Annotated in this window: 14 protein-coding genes; 4 read left to right on the top strand and 10 right to left on the bottom strand. The window is 41.7% G+C overall.

Annotation, left to right across the window (positions count from 1 at the left end; genetic code table 11):
* A complete protein-coding gene (locus HW45_RS10405; protein ID WP_038226875.1) occupies positions 1–2685 on the bottom strand; it encodes a bifunctional acetate--CoA ligase family protein/GNAT family N-acetyltransferase in 2685 nt (894 codons plus the stop codon).
* A gap of 244 nt (positions 2686–2929) precedes the next feature.
* On the opposite strand from HW45_RS10405, the gene HW45_RS10400 reads away from it, so the two are divergent.
* Positions 2930–3520: an SPOR domain-containing protein gene (locus HW45_RS10400; RefSeq protein ID WP_038226873.1), complete on the top strand. Its 591-nt coding sequence runs from the start codon at positions 2930–2932 to the stop codon at positions 3518–3520.
* Positions 3521–3684: 164 nt separating this feature from the next.
* A complete protein-coding gene (locus HW45_RS10395; protein WP_038226871.1) occupies positions 3685–4680 on the top strand; it encodes a D-alanine--D-alanine ligase in 996 nt (331 codons plus the stop codon).
* Here the strand turns inward: HW45_RS10395 and HW45_RS10390 are convergent.
* Positions 4677–5636: a tyrosine-type recombinase/integrase gene (locus HW45_RS10390; RefSeq protein ID WP_038226869.1), complete on the bottom strand. Its 960-nt coding sequence runs from the start codon at positions 5634–5636 to the stop codon at positions 4677–4679. The genes HW45_RS10395 and HW45_RS10390 overlap by 4 nt on opposite strands.
* A 97-nt stretch (positions 5637–5733) precedes the next feature.
* Between HW45_RS10390 and HW45_RS10385 the strand changes: the two genes are divergently transcribed.
* Together HW45_RS10385 and yciH are read left to right on the top strand one after the other, a co-directional pair.
* Positions 5734–6108, top strand: a complete 375-nt coding sequence (locus tag HW45_RS10385) for a DUF3319 domain-containing protein (RefSeq protein ID WP_038226866.1) — start codon at positions 5734–5736, stop codon at positions 6106–6108.
* 1 nt (position 6109) lies between these two features.
* Positions 6110–6421, top strand: a complete 312-nt coding sequence (yciH, locus tag HW45_RS10380) for a stress response translation initiation inhibitor YciH (protein ID WP_038226864.1) — start codon at positions 6110–6112, stop codon at positions 6419–6421.
* A gap of 1251 nt (positions 6422–7672) precedes the next feature.
* Here yciH and HW45_RS28785 read toward each other — a convergent pair.
* From HW45_RS28785 to HW45_RS10345, 8 genes are all read right to left on the bottom strand, one after another.
* Entirely contained in the window at positions 7673–7834 is a 162-nt protein-coding gene (locus HW45_RS28785) for a YoaH family protein (protein WP_081875794.1), read from the bottom strand.
* 78 nt (positions 7835–7912) lie between these two features.
* Positions 7913–9031 carry a conjugal transfer protein TraF gene (locus tag HW45_RS10375; RefSeq protein WP_038226862.1) on the bottom strand — a complete coding sequence of 373 codons (1119 nt, stop codon included), beginning with the start codon at positions 9029–9031 and terminating at the stop codon, positions 7913–7915.
* Positions 9032–9122: 91 nt separating this feature from the next.
* The gene (locus HW45_RS10370; RefSeq protein ID WP_038226859.1) at positions 9123–10001 is read right to left on the bottom strand and encodes a DUF2861 family protein; all 879 of its coding nucleotides are present in this window, start codon (positions 9999–10001) and stop codon (positions 9123–9125) included.
* The gene (vxrB, locus tag HW45_RS10365; protein ID WP_038226856.1) at positions 10001–10660 is read right to left on the bottom strand and encodes a response regulator transcription factor VxrB; all 660 of its coding nucleotides are present in this window, start codon (positions 10658–10660) and stop codon (positions 10001–10003) included. The genes HW45_RS10370 and vxrB overlap by 1 nt, the downstream gene beginning before the upstream one ends.
* Positions 10635–12089: a sensor histidine kinase VxrA gene (gene vxrA / locus HW45_RS10360; protein ID WP_088878479.1), complete on the bottom strand. Its 1455-nt coding sequence runs from the start codon at positions 12087–12089 to the stop codon at positions 10635–10637. The genes vxrB and vxrA overlap by 26 nt, the downstream gene beginning before the upstream one ends.
* Positions 12090–12712: 623 nt before the next feature.
* The gene (pntB, locus tag HW45_RS10355) at positions 12713–14116 is read right to left on the bottom strand and encodes a Re/Si-specific NAD(P)(+) transhydrogenase subunit beta (RefSeq protein WP_006072736.1); all 1404 of its coding nucleotides are present in this window, start codon (positions 14114–14116) and stop codon (positions 12713–12715) included.
* Between the two features lie 8 nt (positions 14117–14124).
* Positions 14125–15663 (bottom strand): Re/Si-specific NAD(P)(+) transhydrogenase subunit alpha, encoded by a 1539-nt coding sequence (pntA, locus tag HW45_RS10350; protein ID WP_038226853.1) that lies wholly within the window; start codon positions 15661–15663, stop codon positions 14125–14127.
* A gap of 344 nt (positions 15664–16007) precedes the next feature.
* Positions 16008–16271, bottom strand: a 264-nt coding sequence (locus tag HW45_RS10345) for an HlyU family transcriptional regulator (RefSeq protein WP_081875831.1), incomplete at its 5' end; no start/stop codon positions are given.

The raw sequence follows: 16271 nt of genomic DNA, 5'->3' as shown, positions 1-16271 counted from the left end.
TTATCGATTTAACACTAAAACCATATCTGCCACGCCATCTTCGAACTGCACGTCTAGCTCAAAACCCAATTTTTGAGCTAGCGTGAGCATCCCACGGTTTGTCGGCATGGTCATTCCAGAAATCTGTCTAGTATTCTTGCTTTTACAGTAATCAATTATTTTGTTCATTAGTACTCGCCCAAGCCCTTTGCCTTTCAAATCGGAACGTATCAAGATGGCAAACTCGGCATCAGAATTATCTGGGGTAACCAAAACTCTAGAAACGCCAATAATATGTGGATTAGCATAACTAAGATCAACAGCGACAAATGCCATTTCGCGGTCGTAATCGATTTGAGTTAAGTTTGCTAACGCCTCATGGTTGAACTCACCGACGTCTGAAAAAAAGCGCTTATAAAGGTCTTCTTTGGTGACGTTATTAATGAAGTCTGCATGAAAGGGTTCATCCTCAGGTCGAATAGGGCGTAACGAGATTTTTGAGCCATCTTTCAATGTTATGAGCTCCTCCATCTCAGTAGGATACGGCCTGATTGCGAGCCGAGCTTGAGGCTCACCCTCGTAGCCTTTTATTACCACTGAAGCGTCTAATATAGTGATGTCGTTACCATTTAAAAGGAGTGGGTGGATATCTAATTCGTGTATCTCAGGACAAGCGACAATGATTTGTGAAATTTTCACTAAAAATTGAGCTAAGTTTCCAAGATTCACAGGATTCGGAGATTGCTGGAACCTTAACGTTCCTTTGTTGATTGCATTAATAATTAAGTAGCGAGCGAGAGCCATATTGACTGGTGGCAATGCGGTGACCGCCTCTTTTTCAATTTTCCAGTCTGAACCACCTTGGCCTAGAAAGATTGCTGGCCCGAACGTAGCATCAGTGATCACTTTGACGCGAATCTCTTGACCACCTGCAATCTTAGCCATTTGTTGTACCGTCAATCCTTCAATCCTTGCTTCGGGATAGGAGAGCTTGGTGCGGTCGAGTATTGACTGTGCCGCGCTACTGACTTCATTGGCATCTCTCAAGTTTAACATGACGCCATGTATATCAGACTTGTGAGCAATATCAGGAGAACGAAGCTTTACTGTGACAGGGTAACCTATATTTTCTGCTAGATGTATCGCCTCTGTTGGGTCATGAGCCAACCAAGTGGGAAGAGTAGGCAGCTCAAATAAATCAAATAGTTGTTCGCAGATATGAGATTCGAGTTGCGTGAACTCTTTATCTTCTGATATGGATTCAACATGGGATGCGAGCCATTCGTGAGCTTTAGAAAGCTGCTCTGTGGTATACGAGTCTGTCGTTGTTGGTGTTTCCATTAACTGCCATTGATTTCGTCGGTATTCGACCAAATGCATGAAGGCCGTGACGGCGCTCTCAGGAGTTCTGTATGTCGGTATGCCATGATTGGTAAATAAAAGGCGGGCGTCTTTAGCTGTCGCTTCTCCAGACCAGTTCGTCAAAACGTTAAATCGTTTGGATTTAGGATGTTTTTTTATTGTTTCAATCAGATCCGTTGCCGTTTGCTGCGAATCTGCTGTCGCAGATGGACTATGCATGATTAGAATAGCATCCACATCATCACTGTCTAAGACTATGCTCAGTGCATCACAGTACCTTTTCGCTGTTGCGTCACCGACAAGGTCAATAGGGTTTCCTTTGGACCAAGTATCAGGTAGAACGTTAGACAGTTTGGATATTGTGTCATCGGAAAGTTGGGCGATACTGCCACCTCGATCGGTCAACGTATCCAGTGCCATGTTTGCTGGACCAATTCCATTCGTAATCACAGCCAGTCGTTCCCCCCGAAGCGGGACGGAATGTGTTAGCGTTTCTACTGCCGCGAATAGTTCGTGTGTGTTGTTTACCCTCAGCATACCAGCGCGCTGAATCGCCGAGTCGTAAACGATATCAAATGAGTCGGATTCATGGCCTTTGACTAAATTAGTCAGATTGTTTCTTCCTGCCTTTAAGACCAGAATCCGGCGGTTACGTGATGCAGCACGCGCAGCCGACATAAAACGGCGAGCATCGCGAATAGAGTCTACATACAACAGAATGGATTCAGTCTTACTGTCTCTCGCTAGGTAATCAAGTAACTCGTCGAAATCCACATCCAATCCAGAACCAATAGATAAGAACGCGGAAAAACCGATGTTCTTATCATTAGCCCAGTCAAGTATAGTGGTACAAACCGCTGATGATTGAGATATGAACGCTAGTTTACCTGGCTTACAGTTAACAGGAGAAAATGAGGCATTGAAGTTTTGCCAAGGTAAAAGGATGCCGAGGCTATTTGGACCTAATATACGCATGCCAGACTGCTGCGCTATCTGAAGGCATTTTTGTTCTATCGTTGCCGTATCATCAAACGGACGACTCATATCTGATGCCATTACGATAACGGTCTTCACGCCAGAAATCGCAAGATCATTGAATAAATCTACGTTTCGCTCGCCTTTAGTGCACAAAATAGCTACGTCTGGTTTTAGCGGAAGTTCACTCACTGCGCGATAGCAGAGTATGCCGTTAACAGATTTATATCGAGGATGAACGGGCAAAATCGTACCTTGATAACCTCCCAAGAGAAGGTTTTTAATCACTACGCTACCTGCTCGATGAGGCTTTATCGATGCGCCGATAACAGCAATAGAAGATGGCTTGAAAAGAGTATCTAACGACATGGTTTACCTCTACAGCAGTAAAAGACGACGGTGACCTACATGCGATCCTTATAAGACCTAACTATAGTAGTCTAGTAAGGCATCACTTAGACACCGTTGGCTCCTAAAATTAGACATAACATATTGCTGTACCTCAATTATTGTGTAACATGTCACAGGAAGAAAGGACAGGTGCTGTGAATCTTTGATTCAAGAGAATTCTGTCTGCATGATTTAGGGAATTATTAACTCAGGCAGTAATAAAATGAAAAAAGTCGTTATTATAAGTTTAGTTTCATTGTTAGCAGCGTGTTCTTCTAGTGAGTATACAACCGAGGTGAAATCTGAAAGTTACCGAGAGGATTACACTCCTGTAGAAACGACGACAGTTGCTCCTGTTGCTGTAGCGGCCACACAAACAGAAGATGTTAAGAAAGAGCCAGCGGCACAGAAAGCTCCTGTGCAAGAGCAAAAAGTGGCTGCAACTACCACGACAACGACCCAAACACAGCCTGCTAAAAATGATGTAGTAAAAATCGTACCACCATCAAAAAAACAAGCTGAACAAGATTTCCGTTTTGGCTACACAATTCAAGTAGTTGCCGTTGGCAGCCAAGCCAAAGTTGCAACTTTTTCGGATAAACTACCAAAGAACGGCCAGCCAATTTGGCAAAACTACAAGGTAGTAAACGGAACGAAATGGTATTCAATTCTCTTCGGTGACTATGCAACGAAGCAACAAGCGAAGGAAGCTATCGCAACACTGCCAAATGAGTTTAAAAACCTTAAGCCGTTTGTACGTAGCATCGACCAAATCAAGAAGTCGGAATATCCGACATTGAGCAAGCTGAACTAATTGATACACCTAATGTTATAACGCGTTCAATCCAAAATTGAGCGCGTTTTTGTATGTATTATGTGCAGACAGTAACTATGGTGGCAGATTTAACAGATTTAGAACTGAATGTTGTTTCTCGATCGTTTATCATTTAGTGAAAGCAATTTAAGGACAAGCTTAAGATGTCAGAACTCAATATCCTTCTTCTATGTGGTGGTGGCTCTGCTGAGCACGAGGTGTCTCTCGTTTCAGCTAACTTTCTAGAAAGCCAACTCAAACTCAATCCTAGATTCAATGTTACCCGGGTTGAAATAACTCAAGAGGGCTGGAAGTGCAGTGATGGTCATTTAGTTGTTTTAGACCTTAATCAAAAAGCCCTTGTTAATGATCAACAAACTCTACATATAGATTACGTTGTTCCTTGTATTCACGGTTTCCCTGGTGAAACCGGCGATATTCAATCTCTTTTTGAGATGGCTGGTATTCCGTATTTGGGCTGTGGTCCTGAAGCTAGTAGCAATAGCTTTAACAAAATTACCTCAAAGCTGTGGTATGACACATTAGGCATACCTAATACACCTTATCTATTCCTTACCGAAAACGATAAAGACGCTCATACTAGAGCTGCTCAAGCTTTTGAAAAGTGGGGAAAAGTGTTCGTAAAAGCCGCAAAGCAGGGCTCTTCGGTAGGTTGTTACAGCGTAACTAATATCGAACAGTTAGATGCTAGTATTAACTCTGCTTTTGGTTATTCGGACCAAGTTGTTATTGAGCAGTCAGTAAAACCAAGAGAGCTTGAGGTCGCAGCGTACGAGTACAAAGGACAATTGTGCGTCACCAAGCCTGGTGAAATTATTGCTCCTGATGGTGCATTTTATACTTATGATGAAAAGTACAGTGCAGACAGTCATTCAACTACAACAGTAGAAGCGAGTGACCTAACAGACGAGCAGTTAGAAATCATTCATACCTGTGCGGTCAAAGTATTCACTCAAATGAAACTCAGACACTTATCAAGAATTGATTTCTTTTTGACAGAAGATAACAAGATTTACCTAAACGAAGTTAACACTTTTCCTGGTATGACACCGATTTCTATGTTTCCAAAGATGGTCGAGCATTCTGGTCTTGAGTTCTCTGAGTTCTTGTCGGACTGTATTGAATCTTCATTCCGTTAATCATAGTTATTGTCGTCTTTAAACTTTGCTTTTTCCTTTTCGGATAATGTCCGCTTGCCGCTATATTGTAGTGGCATGGCGGGGCTAGCCCATCGACCAAATTCTTGAATTTCTTTTATTTTCAGGCCATCCTGAGCCAACTTTTTAACAGCACCTACACGACACGATTGGGAAGAGAATTTAACTTCAAATGGCAGGTCAAGTATGTCGCTGGCTTGACGTAGGATTCGAAAAATTGAAGAATCATTTAGTTCATTGTCCTTAATGTTGCCGTGTCGGTCAATACCGGTAAAAACAGTAGAGCAGGGTGTCAATTCGAGCCATCGCAATAGAATAGTGCTTGATTCATTACTCAATTGGTAAACTGCGCCTTCAATTTCCACGAAACAATCACCGTATTCGTTAAGCTGAATATTCGTTCGAGATAGTTGACGTAAATCTCGCCGCTTTAATGCGCATTCGAACATCACGCTATATATTGCCATGTCTCTAATATCTTTCGGAGATTGACTACAACCAAGTATCAACCTCAACTGTTTTAAGTGTTCCTGTGTTAATGCTTGAGTTTCTGAGACAGAATCAACACCTAAAACTCTTATTTTTTCAAGAAGTAAGCCAACTTCTCTTGATTTGATAGGGTCTTTAAACTCGAACAGGTAGTGAATTAAAGATATAGTTACAGCGTAACGTTTTAGCGTTGAGTACTTTCGTGTTTGTTGCTCACGCTCGAAAAATGCTTTTATGGTGGCAACGGACGCTGGAAGCGATGGGTAGTGAGAATGGACACAAAATTCATTGAACAAATGCCAATCTTTGGTCATTGCGACGACGGAATTCTTAGAGTAGCGATAAGACGTTAGTTCATCAAAGGTATTGTTATCTATAGAACTTCTAAGTTTCGTCAAATATCTATCAATTTGTTTTGTTTCTGTGATTCTGGGTATGTCTTTTTTCATACTAATGCACTATAACTCAATTGATTGGTTTAGAATAACTGATACCATGTGAAACGCAATGTAAAGCATCAACGTACACAATAAGAGATAGATCTTTATGGCTCTAGCGAGTTATCGTGGGTTTACCCTCAAGTCCATTGGTACAACAAACCAGATATGGAAAGTAACTATTAAAAATAGAGAGTTACAAGGCTCTCTACCTGCGGTTAAAAAAAGCATTGATTGGTGGTGTGATACGGCGTCTATCATAGACCCATCACAGCTGACGCAAGCAGCAACAGAACGCGCGAGCGGGTCAGCTGGCACCCAAGAGAACTTTCATGGGTTTACTATAAAGAATGATACAGGTGCAAATAATGCCTGGTACTGCATGTTTAATGGTAAACTTATCAAAGGTGGTAAGCTTGCAATTCAGCGACACATTGAAGCTTATCTAATCGCAAAGAAGAAAGCAGAACAAACTAAGAACTAACATGACTCTTGTATATTCAACAGAAACCGGACGCATTAAAGAAGAAAAACAAAAGCCAGAACGTCCAAAAGGCGATGGTATCGTTAGAATTCAAAAACAGACAAAAGGACGCAAAGGCAAAGGTGTTTCAATTGTCACTGGCTTAGACTTAGAGGATGCCGCGTTAAAGCTTATCGCAGCAGAACTGAAAAAAGTTTGTGGTTGCGGTGGTTCTGTCAAAGACGGCAACATCGAAATACAAGGTGACGCAAGAGACAAAATAAAAGCCGCGTTAGAGAAAAAAGGATATACCGTTAAACTTGCAGGCGGTTAATCCAACAGCGTACAAGCCAGCATTTTTATGCTGGCTTTTTTAAACCTAATCGACACTGAGTTAAGCGTAGATTAACTCATGTGGTTATTAGGTATTTTATGGTAAATATCGTTTATGGTTAAATCTGGGATAAAACAAGGTAGTGGAGCGGGTTTAAGGTAAGGATTTTAATCTCCTGCATATATAATTTAACATAAGATAGATAATACGCACTTGTATTGGGTGTGGAATATTAACAAAGACGTAGTACCGTCTTTAGTCTGCTGCAACAACCGATAAACTTAGTTTCTAGCAACCTAGCAACTAAACACCACTTCGTAAGAACTCTTAGGAACAAACTGCTCTCTTATTAACGAAACCTCACATACAACAAACATTATGACGATAAAAAAAGCCACTTGAATGTTGGGGAGTTCAAGTGGCATCAAAACACACCTGACGGTGTGTGCAAATTTTTTTGACTGACGTCCCGAATTAAAAGCAGCATCACTTTGAAGGAACCTAGATAAACTACCTTAAACTTCTCCGTTTATATAATAACGTTTTAACACGAAACCACATTTACACTTTTTTAAGCAACGTTTTGGGCGTCGTTCTAGTTCATCGTGTTGGATCGTTGACTTTAACCTAGGAGCAACCTTTATGGTTAACAAATGAGAATCAATTAGTCGGGCTTATTTGTTATGGGTATGTGTCATCACAACGGTTCAGATGTTCAAAACACACGTCCAATATGGCGTGTACTTCTAATCGTCGCAACTCTAGTCTTGGTTCTGGTTGCCTTATTTGGTTAACGTCGTGAATAAGTTTCCATCACAAACGTGACACTGTCATGTTTCATCTAGTTTAAACTAATCAACATCATCTATTAGCCTCTCCAATTGTTGGCATGCCTTTTTATTGTCACAAGTCTCGCCCCTTAAAAACGATCAAATTATGATCGTAACTACTTACTATTGCTAAATCTCTTGTTTTTATTACATAGCACAATTCACTACTGGGCTTGAACCACAAAAGTAAACATGTAACTTAATTACAACTTAAGATTTTTCAACAAACCCGCCAGTAGATTATGCTGCCATAATTAGCTGATATATAAGGATATATATTATTTATTGCCACTAATTAACTGGTAGGTACGGGTCTTTCAACTCTACTCTGTAATATGTATTCGATATGCGAATGGGTGGATTTTGGGTACAAAAAAAGCCCTTTAAAAGGGCTTTTATAAATACACTTCAATAATAGAAATCAGTTTTGTTCGTCAGAACTTTCTTTCGATTTTTCTTCTCGGATCTCTTGAGCTATGATTTTGATCGCTTGAGCAGTACTAATCCCCTGCTTCATCAGTTCTTGAATTCGTTCTACTGCAGCTTGCTGCTCTTCATGGCTCAGGGACAAATCGTCAAACATAAAGTCCTCCCAAAAACACGGACATTAATTAATGGCAGAACTATAGACGATTTAGATTTTCTAGCAAGCGAATTAAACCTAATAGGTTGCAATAAAGTTGATTGAAGCCCCCATAGCCTTAGGTGATGTGTAACTTGCGGCAATATCCATTTCAATAATATTTAGAGGACGTAAGCCTATACCTGCTGTAATTGTTCCATCTGAATTACCAGCCATGTTTTTCATGTACCCTCCCCTTAACTGAACTTGCCGAGCTAAGTCGACTTCTATACCTGCTCTTAGCATTCTTACGTCATCGTCAAACTGTGTGAATTTCTTTTCAGTATTAAGGTCGTAGTCCACAGAAAATTGAAAGTAATCTGCTATAAAACCAGCACCAACAGTATACAGAGGAGACAATTGGTATTCATAACCATATTGTATGTCTTTACCCCCAATATTCTTAGTGCCGCTCGCAGTTTCAATATTTCGAGACAACATATTTTTGGCCGAAAATCCAACTCTAAACGGACCATGGAACCATAGTGCTCCAGCATCAACGTTGAATGCAGTATCGCCCTGAGAGTTTTCTCTTATATTGTTTAAATTGAAATCATTTAGTGAACTTACTGAGGCATAGGTATAGGTTCTTTGGATTTTTGGAGATACGCCGAATGAAAAATGTTGTCCAAATAAGGTTTGGTACTTAGCCAAGGATATTCCGATTTCAGTAACGGCTACTGAAGCGGTTTTGACTGCTGACCTAGCCGCTTTTTCCGCATCATTACTACCTGTTTGGTCAATATCTGGCGTTGCTACGTTTTCCACATAAGCTTTGCCAAAAATATTTGCAGCGATATAGCGGTTGGGAATCCCAAATGCTATTGCACCACCAAAATCCACTTTGGCCTGTGTACCATTTAACTCATTAAGCGCCGAAGCACTTGGGTTATTTACGACGTTATCAATTTTATCCAACATTTTGTCTTCGTCGTTGTAGTTAAGCCCTAAGCTAGGTAACAACATTCCTGCATCATCGTTTCGTCGATAGATTGCAACCAGTGCTGGATTATAGAATGGAGCAGTAAGATAAGAAGCAGAGACAACCCCCGTTCCGCCCATTGCATCGCCACGAGCATCGATCGCTAACGTCGAAGCACCTGCCGACATAGAAGTAGTAATAATAAGGGCTGCTAGTGTTTTTAATTGGGTTTTCATCTAAAAATAACGCCGTTAATCCTTTGTGCATTTATTAACGGCGTCGATTCGAGATTCTTTAGTGATTTCAGAGGGAAATCTTTCTAATGAGCTATTCGTCGGCGGAAACGTCAAACGTTTTACTAATTATTTGAGAGCGCTCGAAAAGTATTGGACCTTGCCAACGACTTTGCTTCATTGAAACCGCTAATACATAGCGGTCAGGCGTGATGTTGTTGGCTTCTAGACTCGTCGGGTAATCAGATTCGTATTCTTTGCCCCATACTTGAGTATATTTGCCGCCAATGTAATCGTATAAACCAACTTCGAGTTTTGGCAACGGGCAATAAGGGTTTAGAAGTGCATTTTTTTCGATACGCCATTCATCTTTCGCTGACCAACGAACTGTCTGTTTTAATGATTGATCGGTAAAGATTAACCACTGACTCCAAGTTTCGCCATCAAGTAAGCGCACATCAAGACGATAAAGACCGACATCTAATGGAGATGTTAAGTTGTAGCGAATTCCATAAGCCGCCTCTTCAGTTACAACGTCACTAATCGGATTGACGTAAAATTCGCTGTCATTAGAAACTCTCCGATCAACCCATTTTTTTAGGCTTATTTCTGAAATGACACGCTTTGATTCAATTTCTATCGCAGATAAATAGGTGTCTCTTCCTGGACTTTGAATAGATTGTTGTCTTACTACCACGGAGTCAATCCATTCAGGTAGAGGTTGGGAGGAGTAACCCTTACCGCAATCCACTTCTAAAGATTGTAAAAACAACCTGTTTATATGGTTTTTGATACTCTTAGTCGGTTGTTGCTGCCACTCTTCGACTAGCGATTGGAACATAGACTCCAAATCACGATTAAGTAAATGACGGTGCGCTTGCGTAATAGTTGTATTATTTTCAAACCAATCGGCACCAACTGATGTTGATGCCGTAAGGATTGCTAGCGCTAATAATTTTGATGCTCTAGACATTAGCCTTTCATTTTGTAGCCAACACCACGAAGTGTTTCGATCTCTAGTCCAGGAAGTTTCTGTCTAAGTTGTAACACGTGGGTATCAACAGTTCGTGTCGTTGGGAAGTGATTGTAACCCCAAACATGATCAAGCAGCTCATCACGAGTAAACACGCGTCCCAAGTTACTTGCTAGGAATAGCAGCAAATCAAACTCAGTACGCGTTAATGTAATCAGTTCACCTTTATAGTTCACTTCACGAGTCGCTTTATCGATCACCAAACTCTCTGTTACAACCTTCGTTGCATCTTCCGAGTCAGCTTCTGGCGCGCGAAGTTGTGCACGAATACGAGCAAAAAGCTCAGCTTCGGCGAAAGGTTTGGTTAAATAATCATTTGCACCTGCATCTAAGCCGGTTACTTTGTCTTTTACTGTGACTAACGCAGTGAGCAATATCACTGGAACATCTTTGATTTTCTTCCAACCAGCAAGGTGCTCTACTGAATCACCATCCGGAAGTTGTCGGTCGAGAATTACCAAGTCTGCTTCTTCCCAGTGTTGCTCGACCTGAGAGATGAATTCAGCGTGAAGGCAGTTATAACCAGCCAACTCTAAACTCACCAAAAGGCCGTCAGCTAGATTCTTGTCGTCTTCAACAAGTAGCAGTGTCTGTTTCACAAGGTATCTCCAAAATAAATGTTGTTGGTGGCCCGACAAGGTACATCTTACCGCCCATTCGACCAACCATAGATTCTACTATAGTAAGGCCAAGGCCGAGGCCTGCCTTACTTACAAATGGCTTTCTAAGCTCACGCCAGTCCTTTGAAGTTAATTGTCCGTTGTCGATGACTTCAATTTTGATAGAGTTTGAAGAAGTCACAACATTCAAACTCACTGGTGCAACGCCGTACTTAATCGCGTTACGTATTAGGTTATCAATACAAGTTCCTAACCAATATATGTTAATTTTAGCGGCTACGTCTTGATTAATAGTCAAATTCACGTCAGCTTCAAATTCTTCCTCTGCTTTGAAACTTAACCAATCCTGTACAGATGGTAGCCATTCTGTCGATAAAGGTTTGTTATCAGATTGCAAATAATCCTTACTGGCTTCAGCTAACTGACGCAGTCTACGCGTATCTTCACATAGTCTTCTAAACTCATCATATACAGTTTCTGGTAAGTGCTCAAATTCACGTCTAAACCCTTCGACTGTCAGAGATAAACTGGCGATGGGTGTTCTCAATTCGTGTGTAAGGATTTGTAACACTAGCATACGGCTTTTCATCTCTTGACGTTTCGTATTCCAGCGATAGATTGCCCAACCAATTACTAAAAGTATGTTAGCGATGATCAAACTGATCATGCTAATACGAAGTACATCAGAATGATCCTCAACTTCCCAACATAGGTTTCCTCGTTGCACGAAACACGTATTGGTTTGAGAAGCCAGTTTAAAGTTGAGGCCAGCCTCTTTGGCTTTCGAGGTCCAAATGTTTGAAGGGAACAAATAGTAAATATCACCTCTTCTCAACCACAACTCCTCGTTTTCAACGAACATTGAGGAACCTCGGATTAAAGAAATGACGGTTTGTTCATCCATTACTTGCAGCCTACCCAAGAGAGAACCTGGAGGTGCCAACTCTCTTTCTTTGATGTGCATAAACTTTTGAAGCTCATGTTTTTTATCTGGGTATTTAGTGATGTACCTAGCGGCGTAAGTACCACCACCTGGATGAATCAATCCACTGCGCGCAAACCATTTCGTCGATAGCTTACGTCCACCACACATTGCCCTGGTAAAAACCAAAGGTTCTGTGATTAGAGGGCTTAGTGGTAATGTACCGCTGCATTTTTCAGCTAACCGATAGAGTTGTTGTACTTCTTTCAGGGGGTATTTACTTGTTTGCGGAAGCATAGATATAGGGGTGAGAAGCTGTGTCGGGTAGTCAGCTTGAATAACCCTTACATCGTATGAAGCGGTCGCTTGCTCAAAATCAAAAAAACTGACGAAATTATCTATACGTTCAGGTAGCGACTCAGCAAAAGCCAGAGGAGCAAGAACAATAGATAGAATGGTAAGCAAAGGGCGCGCTAGTTTCTTCAAACGAATAATCTTGTCTGGTCAATAATACAAAAACACTAATTTACATATTATCGGCAAGATTCGCGCCAAGTGCACGCAATTATTTTGTCAATTATTGGAAAACACGATTCGCGACTCTATTTACCATTCTGACTTAAAGGAATAGCCCGAGTTATGAAGTCAAGATCTTTCCAACTCGACCTTTTAGCTTTGCTAGCCGCAGTTCAGCTATGCGTTTTTGACGCAAGATGCTATTTGCAGTTCCATGATCTGGATCGATACAAGCTTGATACTTTGGCTGTGAATAAAGGGGTGTTGAACAACTAAAATACTGTGTACAGGCTTCGTGTCGTTTATTGAGCGTTGAGGCGATATCAGCGAGATGAGTTTTATGAACTAGATAATAAGATTTAGAGTCCTTTGCATAGTTCACTATTCCAACTGACATAATCGCGGCAAAGACTGTAAAGCAAACAAAAGATTTTATCATCGGAGTCCCCTAATTGAAGTGCTGTTCCTACAGAGTGGTTAGGCTTAGATCAATTCAAAGACTACAAGTTAACCGAGGTTTTATAGGTTATAGTAGTTATAACCTAACACAAAAAAAGCCAGCTTATGCTGGCTTTTTTATTTTTGATTGGGCTCTAAAGCGCTTTGGAAATAGCGTCCACACTCTCTTTCGCATCACCGAAAAGCATCGAGGTGTTTTCTTTAAAGAACAGTGGGTTTTGCACACCCGCATAACCGGTATTCATCGAGCGCTTAAACACAATTACATTCTGCGCATTCCACACCTCTAGAACTGGCATACCAGCAATAGGACTATTTGGATCTTCAAGAGCTGCTGGGTTAACCGTGTCATTTGCACCAATAACTAGGACCGTATCAGTTTCGCTAAAGTCATCGTTGATTTCATCCATTTCCAGAACGATATCATAAGGTACTTTCGCTTCTGCCAATAGAACGTTCATATGTCCAGGCAAACGGCCAGCGACAGGGTGAATACCAAAACGCACCTCTACGCCTTGAGCACGCAATTTTTCAGTAATTTCATGCACTGGATACTGAGCCTGAGCCACCGCCATACCGTATCCAGGAGTAATAATAACTGACTTGCTATTTTTGAGCATATCGGCAACATCTTCAGCCGATGTCTCACGATGTTCACCTTGCTCTTCATCGCTTGAAATAACGACTTCTTGACCGAATCCGCCGGCAATAACGCTCACGAACGAGCGGTTCATCGCTTTACACATGATGTAAGAAAGGATTGCACCTGACGATCCGACCAATGCACCTGTAACAATGAGCAGGTCGTTTGCTAACATGAAACCAGCTGCAGCTGCTGCCCAACCTGAATATGAGTTAAGCATTGAAACGACTACTGGCATATCTGCGCCACCAATGGAGGCAACCAAGTGATAACCGAATGCGAAGGCAATCAGTGTCATCACAATTAGAGCAAACATGCTGCCGTCTGCTTTCACGAAGTAGATCATCAGCAAGGTTGAGACAACAATCGCAGCAAGGTTGAGTTTGTGTTTGTGCGGAATATTAAGTGGCGATGATGAAATAACCCCGCGTAATTTACCGAATGCAACTATAGAACCTGTAAAGGTTACTGCACCGATAAACACGCCTAAGAAGACTTCTACCATGTGAATTACATGATGAGCATGAACTTCGGCTTCAGAAAGCATTTCAACGTTAGCGATTGCCGGTGGATCAATATAGCTATTGTAACCAACAAGAACAGCCGCTAAACCTACGAAGCTGTGAAGAATTGCTACTAGCTCGGGCATTTCAGTCATTTCTACTTTACGTGCGTAGAAAATACCAATCGCCCCACCGATTACCATTGCTACAATAACCCAGCCGAAGCCTTGCGCATCAGGACTGAAAATAGTCGCAATTAACGCGATTGCCATACCAGCGATGCCGTAATAGTTACCAGCACGTGCTGAGGTCTGCTTAGACAGACCCGCTAAACTCATAATGAAAAATAATGCAGCAACAATGTATGCTGCTTGTACTAATCCTGCAGACATGTTGCCTCCTATTTATCTTTACGGAACATTTCAAGCATGCGCTTGGTTACGGTAAAGCCACCAAAAATGTTGATGCTTGCTATTAATACCGCGATAAAGGATAAAAACGTGACAACGCCACTTCCTTGTCCAATTTGAAGAAGTGCACCTACAACGATAATCCCTGAAATCGCGTTAGTTACCGACATGAGTGGTGTATGTAGTGCATGTGTGACGTTCCATACCACGTAATAACCTACTACACACGCCAATACGAAGACTGTAAAGTGAGATAAAAACGCGGCCGGTGCAACAGAAGCAACCCAACCAAATACACCAACGGCAGCAGCAAGACCCAGCAGCTTTTTCACTGGTGACGTTGGCTCTTCTGCTTTTTCCGCAGGTTTAGCTACTTCTACTTTTGCCGGAGCTGGTTGAGCAGAGACTTGAATTGGCGGTGCTGGCCATGTGACCTCACCTTCTTTAACTACGGTTACACCGCGAAGTACAACGTCTTCAAAATCGATGTCAATATTGCCATCTTTCTCTTTACAAAGAAGTTTTAGAAGATTGACTAGGTTAGTCGCATAGAGCTGAGAAGATTGAGTTGGAAGGCGGCCTACCATGTCTGTATAACCGATAACTTTAACACCGTTCTCTGTTGTCACCACTTGGTCAGCAACAGTGTATTCGCAGTTACCACCATTCGCTGCAGCTAAATCAACGATAACGCTGCCAGGCTTCATTGCATCAACCATTTCCTTTGTTACCAGCTTTGGAGCTGGTCGACCAGGAATCAATGCCGTGGTAATAATGATATCAACATCTTTCGCTTGCTCCATGTAGAGTTCAGCTGCTTTTTTGTTGAATTCATCTGACATTTCTTTCGCGTAGCCATCACCTGAGCCCGAGTTTTCTTGGTAATCAACTTCCAAGAACTCTGCACCCATCGACTCTACTTGCTCTTTTACCTCTGGACGCACGTCGAATGAACGAACGATTGCGCCAAGACTACCTGCAGCGCCGATCGCGGCTAAGCCAGCAACCCCAGCCCCAGCTACCAGCACTTTAGCGGGTGGCACTTTACCAGCAGCGGTAATTTGACCAGTAAAGAAGCGTCCAAATTCATGTGCTGCTTCAACGACGGCTCTATAACCAGCAATATTGGCCATGGAGCTTAATGCATCTAAAGCCTGTGCACGAGAGATTCGCGGTACCGAATCCATAGCCATCACGTTAATGTTCTTACTTGAAAGCTTTTCCATTAACTCTGGATTCTGGGCCGGCCATATAAAGCTTACTAAACTCGCTCCATCTTTAAGGAAAGCAATTTCCTCATCAGTAGGCGCATTTACTTTTAGCACTAAATCCGACTCCCATACTTCCTTTGAAGAAGTGATGGTTGCTCCAGCGGCTTCATAAGCTGAATCGTCAAAACTCGCAAGCAGACCCGCTTGTGATTCTATTGAGACATCAAACCCCAATTTTAGTAACTGCTCAACCGACTTGGGCGTCGCAGCGACTCGCGTTTCTCCCGCGAGAATTTCTTTTGGCACACCAATTTGCATAGCTATTCCTTAACTATTGGCAGAAGTATTGTTCTTTTTTAACCAACCAAGTGCACAACATCAAGCAATTTGTAATAAAAAAACAATATTTCATTACATATAACTGAACGTAATGACTTTTAAACAGGCATCTTTAGTAAAAAAACCACACGAAACCCTCAATATAGAGGTCTTACCAGTGCTATAATACGCTTTCGCAGAGGAATTTCGTGTAGGTAGGTCATATTATGACAATAAATGCTGCAAGCAGATGACCAACATCAATTAAATCAAACAACTAATACTGGTCTTGCCAGAATAAATCTTCATCAATCGACATCAATATATTGGTGGCTGGGTTGACTTTAGAAAATACTGTCTCCCATTTGGTCGATGAACATTTGTGCTTTTTTTAACATCAGCTCATTCGCATCAGACTCAGACCCAACCACATCAGAGCGAATAAAACGATGCTCTTTTGTTTCATCACCAAATTGCTTCGTAATTCTGCCAGCAATCCTGTATTGACCACTTTCAGCCAATGCTTCTTGGTAGATCAAAAAGCCTTTGTACTCTACTGGCTCAACGATTTTTGGCTCGGCAGCCTTAGTGTCGAGTAGACGACACTT

This window comes from Vibrio sp. ER1A, assembly GCF_000733315.1.
Lineage (GTDB): Bacteria > Pseudomonadota > Gammaproteobacteria > Enterobacterales > Vibrionaceae > Vibrio > Vibrio mediterranei.
The sequence above is the reverse complement of the archived record's forward strand: the minus strand, read 5'-3'. Positions and strand labels throughout refer to the sequence as shown.